13 protein-coding genes are annotated in these 15,297 nt (G+C 54.0%); 3 read left to right on the top strand and 10 right to left on the bottom strand.

The features are described from left to right. Positions 1-3 precede the first annotated feature (3 nt). On the bottom strand, positions 4-372 hold the full coding sequence (locus C5Y83_RS25810; protein WP_105332678.1) for a hypothetical protein: 369 nt from the start codon (positions 370-372) through the stop codon (positions 4-6). A 38-nt stretch (positions 373-410) separates the two neighbouring features. Continuing rightward, positions 411-890, bottom strand: a complete 480-nt coding sequence (locus C5Y83_RS25805; RefSeq protein ID WP_105332677.1) for a thiol-disulfide oxidoreductase DCC family protein — start codon at positions 888-890, stop codon at positions 411-413. Positions 891-1,166: 276 nt separating this feature from the next. Between C5Y83_RS25805 and C5Y83_RS25800 the strand changes: the two genes are divergently transcribed. Next, on the top strand, positions 1,167-2,825 hold the full coding sequence (locus C5Y83_RS25800) for a hypothetical protein (protein ID WP_105332676.1): 1,659 nt from the start codon (positions 1,167-1,169) through the stop codon (positions 2,823-2,825). 176 nt (positions 2,826-3,001) lie between these two features. On the opposite strand, the gene C5Y83_RS25795 is transcribed toward C5Y83_RS25800, so the two are convergent. The 5 genes from C5Y83_RS25795 to C5Y83_RS25775 form a co-directional block, all read right to left on the bottom strand. Further along, the gene (locus C5Y83_RS25795) at positions 3,002-3,205 is read right to left on the bottom strand and encodes a hypothetical protein (protein ID WP_105332675.1); all 204 of its coding nucleotides are present in this window, start codon (positions 3,203-3,205) and stop codon (positions 3,002-3,004) included. A 261-nt stretch (positions 3,206-3,466) separates the two neighbouring features. After that, positions 3,467-4,486, bottom strand: a complete 1,020-nt coding sequence (locus C5Y83_RS25790; RefSeq protein ID WP_105332674.1) for a 2-oxoacid:ferredoxin oxidoreductase subunit beta — start codon at positions 4,484-4,486, stop codon at positions 3,467-3,469. A 56-nt stretch (positions 4,487-4,542) separates the two neighbouring features. Beyond that, a complete protein-coding gene (locus C5Y83_RS25785; protein ID WP_199195138.1) occupies positions 4,543-6,408 on the bottom strand; it encodes a 2-oxoacid:acceptor oxidoreductase subunit alpha in 1,866 nt (621 codons plus the stop codon). 815 nt (positions 6,409-7,223) lie between these two features. Beyond that, the gene (locus C5Y83_RS25780) at positions 7,224-8,105 is read right to left on the bottom strand and encodes a hypothetical protein (RefSeq protein ID WP_105332672.1); all 882 of its coding nucleotides are present in this window, start codon (positions 8,103-8,105) and stop codon (positions 7,224-7,226) included. Positions 8,106-8,228: 123 nt separating this feature from the next. Next, entirely contained in the window at positions 8,229-8,981 is a 753-nt protein-coding gene (locus tag C5Y83_RS25775) for an alpha/beta hydrolase (protein ID WP_105332671.1), read from the bottom strand. Positions 8,982-9,219: 238 nt separating this feature from the next. Between C5Y83_RS25775 and ribA the strand changes: the two genes are divergently transcribed. Beyond that, positions 9,220-10,425, top strand: a complete 1,206-nt coding sequence (ribA, locus tag C5Y83_RS25770) for a GTP cyclohydrolase II (RefSeq protein ID WP_105332670.1) — start codon at positions 9,220-9,222, stop codon at positions 10,423-10,425. Positions 10,426-10,454: 29 nt separating this feature from the next. On the opposite strand, the gene C5Y83_RS25765 is transcribed toward ribA, so the two are convergent. From C5Y83_RS25765 to C5Y83_RS25755, 3 genes are all read right to left on the bottom strand, one after another. Beyond that, positions 10,455-10,883, bottom strand: a complete 429-nt coding sequence (locus C5Y83_RS25765; protein ID WP_105332669.1) for an RrF2 family transcriptional regulator — start codon at positions 10,881-10,883, stop codon at positions 10,455-10,457. Positions 10,884-10,890: 7 nt separating this feature from the next. Further along, entirely contained in the window at positions 10,891-11,658 is a 768-nt protein-coding gene (locus C5Y83_RS25760; RefSeq protein WP_199195157.1) for a phosphoadenylyl-sulfate reductase, read from the bottom strand. A 214-nt stretch (positions 11,659-11,872) separates the two neighbouring features. Further along, positions 11,873-13,507 (bottom strand): cation:proton antiporter, encoded by a 1,635-nt coding sequence (locus C5Y83_RS25755; protein ID WP_105332668.1) that lies wholly within the window; start codon positions 13,505-13,507, stop codon positions 11,873-11,875. 276 nt (positions 13,508-13,783) lie between these two features. Between C5Y83_RS25755 and rhaB the strand changes: the two genes are divergently transcribed. Further along, positions 13,784-15,280 carry a rhamnulokinase gene (gene rhaB / locus C5Y83_RS25750; RefSeq protein WP_105332667.1) on the top strand — a complete coding sequence of 499 codons (1,497 nt, stop codon included), beginning with the start codon at positions 13,784-13,786 and terminating at the stop codon, positions 15,278-15,280. Positions 15,281-15,297 lie beyond the last annotated feature (17 nt).

Genomic DNA, 15,297 nt, shown 5'->3' with positions numbered 1-15,297 from the left:
CTGTTAAGCTCGCCGTTCGTTGAAGTCACGCAGCCGTTTAGCCGCGCGCTGCTGCTTCAAGCTATTAAGAATGCCCTGGATAGGCGAATAGTACTGTCCGTACTTGAACTCGAGCTTTTTGATTTCTGAGTGAGCTGCGGCTCGAGCCGATTTCTCGGTGAGAAACCCGGTTAGGTAGGCGCGAAGCAGCGGTTCACCGCCGTCGATCTTCACACTAAAACAAACGCGGCTTGAGATCGGACTGGCCGGTCGCTCCGAGATTTCGATCTGATAATCCTCGAAGGTTTCCACGATCGGCGATTTCATCCCCGCGCGCCGAATTGCCTTCGGTTTACCCGTTCCGTGGGACATGTGCTTCCGAAGATCGAACATCGCCAGGACTCCTTCCCGCAAAATCGCGATCGTAATAATTAGCCGGCGTTATTATCGTTTTTCGGTGGACCGAAATGAACTTGGCAGGCATCGCCGCAGTCTTCGCCGGACATCTTACCGAAACGATACCGCGCGGAAGCTACTTTCTGGTAGAGCCATTTCCAGAAAGGAAGCGATCCAGGAATGTGAAGTAGCGGCATGGCTGGCCACAATAACACGAGTCGACGCGTCAGATAGCGAAATGCCTCTGCTCCACTATATTTTCGGGCCTGGTTATCGATCACCCACATCTCCTCCATCATTTGTTCGAAAGAAAGATCAGGGGCGACTTCAGAGACACGATCGTCATGAAGCGAGAGATAGGAGAGTTTCTTAAACCAATCCAAGTGATAAAGAATCTTCACCCCACCGGTACAGATTACGCAATCACCATCGTAGATCACGACATCGCTGCCTGGCCGCTGCCCTGGCTTGGGCAGACCGCTTGAGGTTCCCTTCTGCTGCGTTTTCGTACTCATAGATTCTTCAATTCTGTCTGCCTAATCGCTGAAAGCAAGAATCTTCTTCCCTTCAAGCAACGTCGTAAAGGTAGAAACAAGGTGCCTTCCTTGATTTAACCGGGACTATCAAGGGTTAAACACTGCAATTTAAACGCCGTTGCATCCATTTTGGATGGAAAATCAGTGGATCTTTCCGCTTCCAATCCGGTACACTTAACAATGAACTCCTCTTGTATACGAATAGGTAGGCAAGAGCCCCCCCGAATTGCATCGAATTAAATAGGGACGACGCTGATGGATACGTTGCAAAAGCACGTTCGTAAAGCCCAATGGCGAATGATCTTACAGCAATTCGTAGGAAGGCTGATCATCTGCCTCTCTATCACCATGAGCTTAGCCGCTGTTGCGGTGATCGTTCCGAAAATCTGGCATCTCGGGGTCGATCCATTCATCTGGATGTGGAGCTGGATCGGTGGCGCCGCTGCTGCGGGTCTGATCGCGGCCAGCACCTGGACTTACGTCAAACGAGCTTCCTCGTTGGCAGCTGCCATTGAAGTCGATATCCGGTATGGACTAAAGGAACGCGTTTCCAGTTCGTTGTCACTCGACGAAGAGTCGCGTCAAACCCAGTGGGGCCAAGCCTTGATGAATGATGCGGCTCACCAAGTCGAACGGATCGATGTGACCGAGCGTTTTCCCATCCGCAGCGGTTGGGGCGGGTTGACGCCTATTCTGGTTATGGCGGGTGCCTTGTTGATCGCTCTCTTCGTGCCTGATGCCGTGATTGATCCCAATACGGCGGAAGCCAATACGGGCAAGCTCGATCCTGAGCAAACCAAGGTCGTCAAGAAAACGGCAGACCAGTTGCGTAAGGAACTCGAAGAGCGAAAGAAGAAAGCCGAAGAAAAAGGTCTCAAGGAGGCGGAAGAGTTGTTCCGCAAGCTGGAAGAAGGCACCAAGGACATCGCCAAGAAAGATAAGGTCGAACAGAAGGAAACCTTGCTCGAATTGAACGATCTGGCCAAGGAACTGAAGAAACGTCGCGACGAACTGGCTTCGAGTGAAGACTTCAAGAAGAAACTGGAAGCCTTGAAAGACATGCTGAAAGGTGGCCCAGCCGAAGAGCTGGCCAAAGCCATGCAGAAAGGCGACTTGAAAGACGCCATGCAGGCGATGAAAGATTTGCAGAACAAACTGAACAACGATCAGTTAACCAAAGAAGAAAAGGAACAGCTCCAAAAGCAACTTGGTGAGATGGGCAAGAAGCTGCAAGAGATGGCTAAAGCCCATGCAGACGCCAAGAAGGCTTTGCAAGAGCAAATCAAACAAGCCCAGCAGGCCGGTGACCAAAAGGAAGCGGAACGACTTCAGAAGCAGCTCGACCAAATGGGCATGCAGGACGCCCAAATGCAGCGTATGCAGGAAATGGGCGATCAACTGGCAAAGGCCGCCGAACAGATGGCCAACGGCCAACAACAAGCTGCTGCGGACCAGCTGAATAAGATGGCCCAAGAGATGCAAGACCTGCAAGCTCAGCTTGATGAACTGGAAATGCTAGATGAAGCCATGGACCAAATGGAAATGGCCCGCGACCAGATGTGCAAGGCCTGCCAGAACGGTCAGCCCGGGATGATGGGCCAGCAAGGCATGATGGGACGCCAAGGAATGGGCAATGGACTTGGCAAGGGGCAAGGACAAGGTGACCGCCCTGAAGAAGAAAATGCGACCGGATCATACGACTCGCAAGTGCGTGCCGATCCTAAGAATGGTAAGGGTGTGATCGTCGACTATGTAGACGGCAAGAACAAAGCTGGCCGTACGCTGATCGACATCAAAGCCGCAATGGAATCGGAATCTTCTCTGGGTGGCGACGCGTTAACCGAGACACGTCTCTCGAAGGATCACCAGAAGAACGCCGAAGAATACTTCAACCGCGTTCGGGAAGGTCGATAACGATCGGTTAGAACCCTTCACGCCCTGAAAGCTTTCAGGGATCAGAGAAAATTAGTTCAGAAGAGCCACAGACGGCGGCCGCTATGCGGTCGCCGTTTTTTGTTGCGAAACTGGATGATTGAAACTGGCGATCACGTTTGCTTGAAGACGAATCGCAAAGAGCGACACTCTTAACGCTAACCATTCATCCGCTTGGGAATGGTGAAGCTATAAAGGATCACGATCGCACCGCTCGACATCATGCTCCAGGGGGCCCAATCGGGCGGCGTGAATGGTTTGGGACCGCCGTCGCTGGCCATCATGGCCGAATCGACGACCAGGCATTCAGCCCCGACGATAATCAGCGTGATCCCGACTGCCAAAAATAGCGAGCGCCACATGGCAAGATTCCCTTTCCCTCCGTGACAATCCTTTTCGCCGGTAAACAAGGACCGACGGCAACGCGGTCGCGCTGCATCGATGTTTGAATCGTTCGTTGTCACAATTATCGGAACCGCAGAGATCCCGCTAGCGTGAAAAGCGGGGCGTCGTTGAAACCGCTACAACTGGCCAACCTGAATTCAGTTGCGAACGCGCGTAAAAAGAGTCGGCCTTCGCATTAAGCCGACTCTTGTTTTTACTGCCGTAGATCTGCTCGCGAATTATTCGACGACCCAGGTATCGCCTGAGTTGAATAACTTATCCAAGCTGGCCTCGCCGCGGGTTTCCTTGGCTTGGCTAACTTGATAGTTGATCGCGTCGTCATAGCAAGGGGCGTCGATATCACGCAGTACGCCGATCGGCTCAGGGAATTCAGGATGCGACATCCGCGTTAACAGGTAGGCTAGTGTCGGGTCGGCGGTCTTTTCGTCGTGGAACAGCAGATCGTCTTCACTGATACCCTTGCCCAATTCGACTACTTCAGGGGTCATTCCATGCAGGCGGATTCCCTTGTCGCGATCTTTCCCGAAGATGAGCGGTTTGCCATGTTCAAGCTCGAGCACGGTTTCCATCTTCGTGTCTTTATCGGTCGCCCACTTGTAAGCACCGTCGTTGAATACGTTGCAGTTTTGGTAAACCTCGACGAACGAAACTCCCTTATGGGCGACAGCACGTTCCAGAGTTTGGGCCAAGTGCTTGATGTGCACGTCAATCGAACGAGCAACAAAGGTCGCTTCGCACGAAATCGCCACCGACAACGGATGAATCGGATTATCGATCGCCCCCATCGGCGTACTCTTGGTAACCTTGCCCTTTTCAGACGTTGGCGAGTACTGCCCCTTCGTCAGTCCGTAAATCCGGTTGTTGAACAAAATGATGTTCAGATTGACATTACGACGCAGCACGTGCATCAGATGGTTACCACCGATCGACAACGCGTCGCCGTCACCAGTTATCACGAAAACGGTCAGATCTTGTCGCGAAGACTTCAGACCGGTTGCAAATGCCGGGGCACGACCGTGCACGCTGTGCATGCCGTAGGTGTTCATGTAGTACGGAAAACGACTACTGCAACCGATACCGCTGACAAAGACGGTGTCTTCGCGGCTCATGTTGAGGTTCGACATGACCTTCTTCATCTGGGCCAAAATCGAATAGTCACCGCAGCCGGGGCACCAACGCACGTCCTGATCGGTGCCGTAGTCCGCGGGCTTCAAAACGGGCAATTCTGCGGATGCCATGGTGGATTGCTTCTCTATCATGGGAATATATGCAATTGGGAATGTGAGGTGTTTTGTTAAGCGAGCAGCGACTCGATCTTCTCGGCGATCTCGGTGGTGGTGAAAGGCTTACCTTGCACTTTGTTCAGGCCCGCCGCATCGACCAAGTATTTATCGCGAATCAAGATGCGAAGTTGCCCCATGTTCAATTCAGGGATCAACACCTTATCAAAGCTGGCCAACAAGGTTCCCAGGTTTCGAGGGAACGGATTTAAGTAGCGGAGGTGAGCGTGGCTGACCTCTTTTCCTTCGGCCTGAAGGCGAGCGACAGCCGTACGGCAGGCACCGTAGGTACCGCCCCAGCTTAGGACCAAAACCTTGCCACTCTCCGCTCCCATAACCTCTTGTTGGGGAACGAAATCAGCAATATTGGCGACCTTCTTCGCACGCGTATTCACCATGTGCTGGTGGTTTTGCGGATCGTAGCTGACGTTTCCGGTACCATCCTGTTTTTCGAGACCGCCCACGCGATGCATTAAGCCGGGCGTACCAGGGATCGCCCAAGGTCGAGCCAATTGCTCATCACGCTGGTAGGCCATAAATGGTGGATCTTCTTCGTTCCGCGGGCCTGGATGCTTAATCTCGATCTTAGGCAGGTCCGCCACGTTCGGGATACGCCATGGCTCGCTACCGTTGGCGATATAACCATCGGTCAGGATGATGATTGGCGTCATGAACCGTGTTGCGATTCGCCAAGCTTCAATTGCGACGTCAAAGCAATCTGCTGGGCTGCGAGCTGCGATGACCGGAATGGGAGACTCGCCGTTCCGACCAAACATTGCTTGTAGCAAGTCGGCTTGTTCCGTCTTGGTCGGCAGACCCGTGCTTGGACCACCACGCTGTACGTCGACGATCACAAGCGGCAATTCCAACATCATGGCCAAGCCCATCGCTTCGCCCTTCAACGCCATACCAGGACCGCTGGTCGTGGTGAGTGCCATTTGGCCACCGTAAGCCGCTCCTATCGCCGCACAAACGGCCGCAATCTCATCTTCCGCTTGGAAGGTCAGCACGTCGAAGTTTTTGTACTTGCTCAGTTCGTGCAAAATATCGCTGGCAGGCGTAATGGGATAGGAACCCAAAAACAGCTTCTTTTCGCTCAGCTTCGCAGCACTCATCAAGCCCCAAGCCAATGCCTGGTTGCCGGTCATGTTGCGATAGGTACCTGGTGGCAGCTTGGCCTTATCGACTTTGTAACTGCTACGGAATGCGTCGGTCGTTTCACCGAAGTTGTAACCAGCCTTGATCGCGCGGCGGTTGGCTTCTGCGATAGAAGGCAACTTCGAGAACTTTGCGTCGATGAAACGCAGGGTCGGCTCCATCGATCGACCGTACAACCAGAAGACCAAACCCATCGCGAAGAAGTTCCGGCAGCGGTCTGCCTCTTTCACACTGAGATCGAGCCCGTCGACTGCACCACGGGTCATGCTGGTCATTGGCACAGCGAACACTTGGAATCCGCTCAGCGAATCGTCGTCGATCGGATTGGACTCGTAACCCGCTTGGCCAAGGGCCTTCTTATCGAACGCGTCGCTGTTAATGATCAGCACGCCGTTACGGCGGAGATCGCCCAGATTCGTCTTTAGGGCAGCCGGGTTCATCGCCACCAGGGCGTCGACCGTCTCACCCGGTGTAAAGATATCATGGGAAGCAAAGTGAATCTGAAATCCGCTCACCCCGGCCAATGTTCCACGCGGGGCGCGGATTTCAGCCGGGAAGTCTGGGAACGTCGCGATATCGTTCCCAGCGAGTGCTGAAGTGTTCGAGAATTGAGTCCCGGCCAACTGCATCCCGTCCCCAGAGTCGCCACAGAAGCGTACGGTGGCTTCTTCCAGGGGCTGAACGTCTTTGAGGGCAGTCGTATTTTCGGTAGTGGTGGACATGATCTATCGGGGTATCCGAGGAACAACTGGATTGCTATTGAATTTATGAAGATCGCGATGCCTGCGACTAATGAGCGCAGATCGGATAGCGTTAAGGCGCTGACCTTGCGATGCTGGCGAAGCTGTGAACGATGCGAAAATTCGCGAGTGACTACTTAACCAAATGTTATGAATGTCCGCCACGCAATTTGGGCTGGAAGCCATCCCGATCTGGGATAGCCGCTGGCTGAAAAGACGGCAGGCACCGATCCGCTGGGCATCAAACAGTTGCGAATCAAGGCAATCGGCAAATCGGGCGTGAAGACCTGATTCCGCAGAATGAGTGTCGCTTTGAAGGGCTACCCTCGAAGCGTCCTCAGGTGACAGCATGGCTACCACGGCGATACCGCACACCGTGCTGTGGTGGACAGAATCCCCGTCAGCGTTCTGCCGGACGAAATCCCTTTTGGTCTTCATGGCCTCTGAAAAAGCCGATTGATCCCTGCCCTCTTTGGCAACGATCCGCCTTCAATCTGTCTGATGGTTTCCGAAACACATTGCCATCGCAACGGCATTTACTAAATGTGATTTCGACGAGGCCCCTATCGTTTCTGTGACAAATTTGCCGGTTATGCCGATTTTTCGGGGTTCACGCACACCTATAGTCTATCAATCTCCCCCCTGGCGGAGAACAAGACGTCCAGGAGAACACGGGCAAAATAGGGAGAAATTACCGCAATTACCACCAAAAATGGACACACATATCCAATTTAGGCGTCTCTTACCACTCGGTGGACACTTTTCGGCACCCGCGGGCGGCGGGCAAAGAGATGCTATCAGTCCCCGAAATCATCGAAATTAGGGGCCCCCTTATCGGACTGATAGAACTTAGTCAGATCGATGCCGCCACGATTTTCGTCTTCCAGTAACTTGATGCGTGCTTCCAACCGTTCCATTCGTCGCATCATCTGCGGAATCAGGAACTGGGCCTCATCTACCTTCCGCTTGACCGGCACCTTGGGGTAGCCCATCTGACGCTGCAAAGCGGAAAAGAGCAGTAGCGGATCACGTTTCCGATTGGCCAGCGCAATCCGACCTTCGCGTTCACCAAAAAGGGGAGGAAAGTCCGAGCCAGGCAAATTGCCGCCACGACGAATCTGCTGCGTAATGTAATGCTCGCTACGGGTATAAATCATGTCGGCGATATCGATCAGCCCGACTCTTCGGCGATTGATCTCCAAAAATCGCCGCCAATGTTCGTCGTACATCGGATCGGATGCCATTGCGGCGAATCCCTGATCGTACTTCAAACGATGCCGACAAATGGTCTCGAACTGATAGAGAAACAAGCTCTGAGCCGAGATATGCTCGGCCCGCAGCTTGGCCTCCAGTTTTAAGATTTCAAGTCCCGACAAGAAATCGAACTTTCCTCGATCGTCTTCCGACGACTCCACAATGAACGTTTGAAACCCCGTAAAATAGTGAGCCAAACGCTTCATCGCTGGGTAAAATAGGCCGCTGTGGCGCAATTCGGCGGCCAGATAGTCGATCGCCATCGGCAACTTGGTGGTCACGAGAATCTCGTCACGCATCGACTTCAGGATGTCTTGCATCGGACGATTGTCATCTAATCCCGATTGAACGCCCTGAAAGAAGTGCTGCTGCTCGATGTATTCTTCGACATCGAGTCCTGGCCCTTGGCTTGCCGCGTCACTCATGCATTTCCTGCCATCTCAAGTGGGCTTGCCGTCCGCAAACCAGGTGTATGGACGCGATTCGAGTGATGACCAGAGAAATCACATCCGGTTCGATGCCTCGGCGAGAAACGGTTCCCAGGCCAATTACGACCCACCGAGTTTGAGCTGTCCGTCGAGGAATTTCAATGCCTCTCGACGGGCCTCCGGATCGATCAGGCTACCGATATGACCTCGGCCCTGAGATTTGTAGAAAACGGTCGGTATACCAAGACTCGACAATTTGTCGTGCATCACCTGAGCTTCCTCGATCGGCACCACATTGTCTTCTGTCCCATGGAAGAAAAAGATCGGCGGACACTTGGCGGTCACATGCGAAATGGGCGAAGCCATGACGTACGCGCCCGGCTTTTCGGCTCTGGAGCCCCCCAGGAAGAACGACAGACGCCGGCTTTCCAGCGGTTCGTTCGTGAAGTCGCATGGTGCCGCTCCTGCGACCACTGCTTTCAGTTGAGGAGCCTCAGGATCTTTCTCAGCATCGGTTGCAGCCACTAGGCAGGCTAAGTGACCTCCGGCCGAGTGCCCCCAACTTGCAATTCGATTGGTATCGATATGGAACTGCTCCGCGTGTTCGACCAGCCATTTTAAGCCTTCTCGGCAATCTTCTAACTGAGCCGGGAACACGTGGCTGGGTGCGAATCGATAGGAAATCGAAGCGACTGCGTAGCCGTTATTTGCGAGAAATAAGGCGTTGCCCGCCATGTTGCTTCGCGAGCCGCCAGCCCACGCACCACCATGAATCATCAACACGGCAGGAAACGGACCTTCGCCAGCGGGAAGGTACACATCAGCCCGCAGGGTCTTGTCTGCCCGTTCTGCAATTAGCTGATTTGGGACCATTCGCACGGCAAGCTCCTCGGCCCGGGCGAATGCCCCGCAGACGAGCAACGTAATCGCCGCGAATGATGTTATTTTCCAACCAGTCACATGGGACTCCGTCAAGGTGAACTATGCCGCGAATCTACGGTTCCTATAATGAGTTATTCCGCCGATCTAGCCCAATTATTAACCCCGAAGGTCGCGAAGGGCATCCCTTTTTTAATCGGCATTGCCCCAAGTTTTCAGGAGACTGCTTCCCGTGACTCACCGTTTCTCCACCGTCCAGGCGGCCGTCGACGCGATCAAAGCCGGAAAAGTCATCATTGTGGTCGATGCGGAAGACCGGGAAAACGAGGGGGACTTTGTCGCTGCAGCAGAAAAAACGACCCCAGAAGTCGTTAACTTCATGATCACTCAAGGGCGGGGTCTGCTCTGTGCGGCGTGTCTACCCGACATTTGCGAGCGACTAGAACTCACTCCGCTGGTCGAGAACAACAACGCTCCTTTGCGTACGGCCTTCACAACGCCGATCGACCACAAGACTGCTCGTACGGGAATCACAGCACGCGAGCGATCAGACACGATCATGTCGATGGTCGATCCCAATTCGACCGCAGATGACTTCGTTAGACCAGGACACGTTTATCCCCTACTCGCTAAGGAAGGAGGTGTCTTACGACGTGCCGGGCATACCGAAGCCTCGGTCGATCTGGCCCGCATGGCAGGACTCACCCCGGCCGCCTCCCTCTGTGAGATCCTCAACGAAGAAGGGGATCGAGCCTCGCGCGACGAACTGATCGCGTTAGCGAAGAAGCATGATCTGGAGATCATCTCGATCGAGCAATTGATCTCGCATCGTCGCGTGAACGAGAAGCTGGTCGAGCGTGGTGCGGAAGCCAAGTTGCCCACAAAATACGGCGAATTCGATATCATCGTCTACGATGTGAAGTATGAAACGCAGGAACCAATCGTCCTGGCGATGGGCGATCTATCGTCAGTCGACGCGCCTTTGGTTCGCCTTCATAGCAGCTGCTTTACTGGCGATCTTGTCGCTTCGCTCCGCTGCGATTGCGGTGACCAGTTGGATATGGCCCTTCGTCGAATCAGCGAAGAAGGTGTCGGAGCCGTCGTTTATCTACCGCAGGAAGGGCGTGGCATTGGTTTGAAAGCCAAAATCCGGGCGTACGCTCTTCAGGATCAGGGTCTCGATACGGTGGAAGCGAATCATGCTCTTGGTTTTAAGAGCGACATGCGTGACTACGGTGTCGGCATCCAAATTCTCAAAGATCTCGGCCTGAGCAAGATTCGGTTACTTACGAACAACCCTAAGAAGACCGACGCATTCATCTACGGCGGTTTCGATCTAGAGGTGGTCGATCAGGTTGCGATCATGGCGGAAACCAATCCGCACAACCAAAAGTATCTCGATACCAAGCGAGACAAGATGGGGCATCGGTTGCCGTAGTCCGCAGAAAGATCGAGAAAGTCTTATGACTAGATGTAAAACATCTCGTCCGGCTGTTCCGCAACGCGTGCGGCGAGGTTAGCTAGTGTGACTTCCTCCAGAATCTTCGAGCGAGCCTGGCAGATTTGGCTCCAGACACCGCATAACGCTTCCGTCGCCGGCGAAGGCTTTTGCAGGTTAGAGTCGGCTTGATCCCCTGCCCCTTCCACGACATGAAAAACGTCAGCCAGAGAGATTCGATCTGGGGCCTTCGCGAGTCGATAGCCGCCGGTTGCCCCTCGTGTGCTGACAACGAGTCCGGCTGCCTTTAGCTGAGACATAATCTGCACGAGAAACGGCTGCGGAATCCGCTGGGCTTCAACGATCTCACGCAATCGAGCCGGCTGACCTGCTTCATAGCGGGCCGCCAGTTCGATCATCGCGATACAGGCATATTCTGTTTTCGCTGAAACGTTCATGGCTCGCTTATACGTTAGGACTATCGTCTAAGGTGTGCAGCCCGCACTCCGTTTTTCCTGTGCCACTCCAGCGTCCGGCACGTTCATCCTCGCCGGCCATCACGGCCCGGGTGCATGGCCAGCAACCGATGCTGGTGTACCCTTGATCGTGCAAGACGTTGTATGGAATCTCGTTCTCGGTGATCATTCGCCAGACCCAGGACTTCGTCTGGTTGGCCAGTGGATTGATCTTCACCAACCCAAACTTCTTATCCCAGCCAACGATGCTCGCTTTCGCACGGTCAGGGCTTTGATCGCGACGTATCGCACTAATCCAAGCATGGTTACCCGCGGCACCGCGCTGCAGCACTTTGATCTTCCGATCGAAGCAGCACTGCGTGGGGTTCGTTTTGTAGAGTGGCCCGCCATGGATTTTTTCGTACTCTTCCACCGTGTGCTCTGGCTTGAGCAGCTTGACGTCGATGCCGAATTTCTCGCGAATCTGATCCCGGACATCGAGCGTCTCTTGAAACTGGTAACCCGTATCGAGATTAAAAACGGGCGTATCGGGCGCGATTTGGGAAAGCAAGTAAAGAATCACGCACCCTTCCGGGCCAAATGCCGTCCCCATCGTGAGCTTCTGGCCGAAACGCTCGGCACCCCAGCGGATAATCTCCGCAGGCTCGGCGGTTTCTAGCCGCTGGGAGGCTTCCTCGAGTTCGGCGAAAAGCTCTGGCGTGGGCTCGAGCATCTCGGAAGTCGTTGCTGTATCTGGAGTTACTTTGCCGGCCGACATGGCGTTCACTTGAATTGGAAAGTCCGTGGTGAGGCTAATCAGTTGCATGGGTTTGAAGCCCTTAGATTTATTGTTAACTAACATGACAAACTTAGTCAACAATAGGTTCGATGCCGTGAATTTTCATCGGTTACGCAGGGCAATGATCTTCAGGATGAATTTTGCCGGTTGTAGGGGTGCGACCAGAAATACCCCCTCTTGTAAGCCAATCGATCTAGAACGAGTGACTCGATTCCAGCTTCTCGATCATGCCAATCAACATGAGGGCGGTTTGCGACTCTTCGTCGGTCACGTAGTCCGCCCCAACCAGGTGAAGGCGTTCGCGATTTCGCTGATAGCGGCAGCGGGCTAGGATGGTGCAGTGTCGGTTCATGCTGCGGATATTCTTAACGATCTGGACGGACGCCTCGTCGTCGGGAACCGCAACCAAAGCGAGATTGGCATGGGCGATCTCGGCTTCGCGCAATGTTGATCGCTTCGTCGCATCGCCCGTGACCGCTCGAAACCCAGCTTGGATCAGAGGGTAGGTATTCACTGAATTCAAGTCGATGAAGCGAACATCCGCCCCTGAGGTTTCAATCCGCGAAGCAACCTGTCGGGCAACCGGTCCAACCCCGATGATAACAGCCTCGCGAATTGACTCCCGGGCCTCGATTGGCTTCTCTTCCTTCTTCGTGTGAAGCGACTCGTGATCCCCCAGCTTACGAACGGCGAACTTAATTAGCCCTGGCGTAATGATCATCGTCCCGATCGCGAGAACCAACATTTGGTTGTAGTTGGTTTCATCAATCAAGTCGGAGTCCATCCCTTCAGACAGAAGCAGGAAGCTCAATTCGCCGATCTGCGAGAGTCCCAATCCCATTAGCAAGGCAACTCGCCAGTTCATGCCCGAAAGCTTCAAGGCGAGCCCGGCTCCGAAGGTTTTCACAAGCAGCACCAAAGGGAAGCCGATGATCACCACCAGCGGATCTTCCAATAGGAGCGCAAAATTGAGCAAACCGCCCAATGAGATGAAGAACACCGCGGCGAAGCTTTCACGAAACGGAAGTGTCAGTGCGTCGACCTGTTGCGTAAAGCGATTTCCTCCAAGAATTAGCCCGGCACCGAATGCCCCAAAGGCGGCCGGCAGTCCCAAACGGTGGGCCACGAAACAGCCACCGCCTAGCAGCGCGAGGGCAAATAGGAGCAACAATTCTCGGCTTCGCAGCAACGAGAAGAGCGGCAAAGCGAAGCGATGGGTCACGAAAGCCAGTACCGGGATTGTCGTCACGAATAGTAAAGAGACCAGTCCCAGACGCACAAACTCGTAGCTGGAGTGTTCCCCCGTGGCCGATAACAGCGGCACGGCCAGCATCAACGGCACGATTGCCATGTCCTGAAAGAGCAAGATACCGACACTTCGGATACCAGCGGGCGAAGTGGCGACGTTCTGTTCATGCAAGGCGCGGAACACGAGCACTGTTGAACTCAACGCGACGGCGGCCCCCATCAGACAGGCTCCCTGCCATGGAATTCCGATTAAGGCAAAAAGTAAGCTGGCCGGAATACTCACCGCGATCAACTGGATGAAGCCAGCGATCAGAATCCATGGCCCGACGTGCTTTAATTCCTCCCATGAGATTTCCGTACCGATCGAGAACAGAAGGAACAGAGCCCCCATTTCGGCCAGCATCTGCAAGTCGTGACTCTCGGTATGGAGAAAGCCCAGCCCACCTTCTCCGATGATTGCACCGACAATCAAATAGCCGACGATCGTCGAGAAGTGGAAATATCGACATAACGCCCCCGATAGGAATCCTGCAGCGAGAATCACAATCAGGTCGAGTGCTAGGATTTCTAGTGGGTCCACAGGCGGTTTTTCTAGCTAGTTGAGCTGGTTTTTCGGAAGTTGTCGCATCAATGTTGGTTTCGGCAGTCCGGGCCCAAGCCTTCCAACAGTTTTACGTCGATTACCCGGTTCAGGCGAATAGGGCTTTCGCAAGTTTGTTAGCAAATATGCCACTCCGCAACGATTGTTGACACCGCGTGCGTCCATTACACTGCAATACCCACTTCCTCGCTGGGCCATTTCCTTGGTCTGCCAGGGTTTCTGCCCCCTCATCCTGCATTGAATATACCTTCTGCTATGTCGAAAAAGACTTACCTCGCTGTTGACTTGGGTGCTTCAAGTGGCCGTGTTCTCGGAGGCCGTTTTGATGGTTCCAAACTGCAATTGGAAGAGGTTCATCGGTTTGACAACGGGCCAATCGCGTTGGCGGGCCATCTGCACTGGGATCTCTTGCAGTTGTGGCAGAACATCAAAGACGGGCTGAGCGCTTCAGGTACCAAGTTCGGCAGCGAGATTAGCAGTGTAGGTGTCGATACATGGGGCGTCGATTACGCCCTTCTCGGTCGCAATGATGAACTGCTAGGCAATCCCTATCATTACCGCGATCCACGCACCAGCGGCATGTTCGAGCGAGCATTCGCGAAGGTCAGCCGTGAGGAGATCTTCGCCGAGACCGGTCTCCAGTTCATGGAGATCAACACGCTGTACCAACTGCTGGCCATGAAAGAAGCAAACAGTTCGGTTCTGGAAGCCGCCGAGCACTTCCTGATGATGCCCGACCTATTTCATTGGTTGTTAACCGGCGAAAAAGGAAATGAGCTGACCAACGCCACGACAACCCAACTATTCAATCCCGTTACCAAATCGTGGTCGAAGAAGTTGATCGATGGCTTGGGTTTGCCTGAGAAGATCTTTGGCGAGATCGTCGATCCAGGCACCGTTGTCGGACCACTACGTGACACCGTGCTGGAACAAATCGGACTCAACGGAACTAAGGTCGTCCGACCAGGCACCCACGATACGGCCTCGGCAGTGGTCGCTGTCCCAGCGGAAAGCTCACCCGGTCAGATGCCGGATTGGTGCTATATCTCCAGTGGAACCTGGTCGTTAATGGGCGTGGAAACACCTCATCCGATCATCAACGAGCAATGTGCCGAGTTCAACTATACGAATGAAGGTGGGGTTTACGGCACCACACGATTGCTGAAGAACATCGCCGGCTTGTGGCTGGTTCAGGAATGCCGACGCATCTGGAAACAGCGCGGCCATGAGTACGGTTATTCCGACTTGGTGCGAATGTCGCAGGAAGCCACACCACTAGCCAGCTTTGTGAATCCAGATCACGCCGACTTCGTCGCTCCGCAAGACATGCCCGCCGAAATTCGCGATTTCTGCGAACGAACTGGCCAGATCGTTCCGCAAAACGATGGGGCAGTCATCCGCTGCGTGCTAGAGAGCCTGGCGATGCGATACCGAGTGGTTCATCGCAAACTCCAAGACTTGACCGGTACGAAGATCAACACGATTCATATCGTCGGCGGAGGCACGCAAAACCAATTGCTTTGCCAGATGGCCGCCGATGCGTGCAATTGCCAAGTTGTCGCAGGTCCTGTTGAAGCTACGGCGATTGGCAATTTAATGCTGCAAGCCGTGGCCGCCGGAGACATCGACAGTTTGGCCGAGGGGCGAGAAGTCATTCGTAACAGTTTCCCCGTTGTCACCTACACTCCGAAGACACCCACCATGTGGGACGATGCCTTCCCAAGGTTCGAGAAAGTCACGCAGGTCGACTGACCCCGGCAGCGATCGCA

It is taken from the genome of Blastopirellula marina, from assembly GCF_002967765.1.
Taxonomy (GTDB): Bacteria; Planctomycetota; Planctomycetia; order Pirellulales; family Pirellulaceae; genus Bremerella; species Bremerella marina_A.
This window is presented reverse-complemented; position numbering and strand designations above follow the sequence as displayed.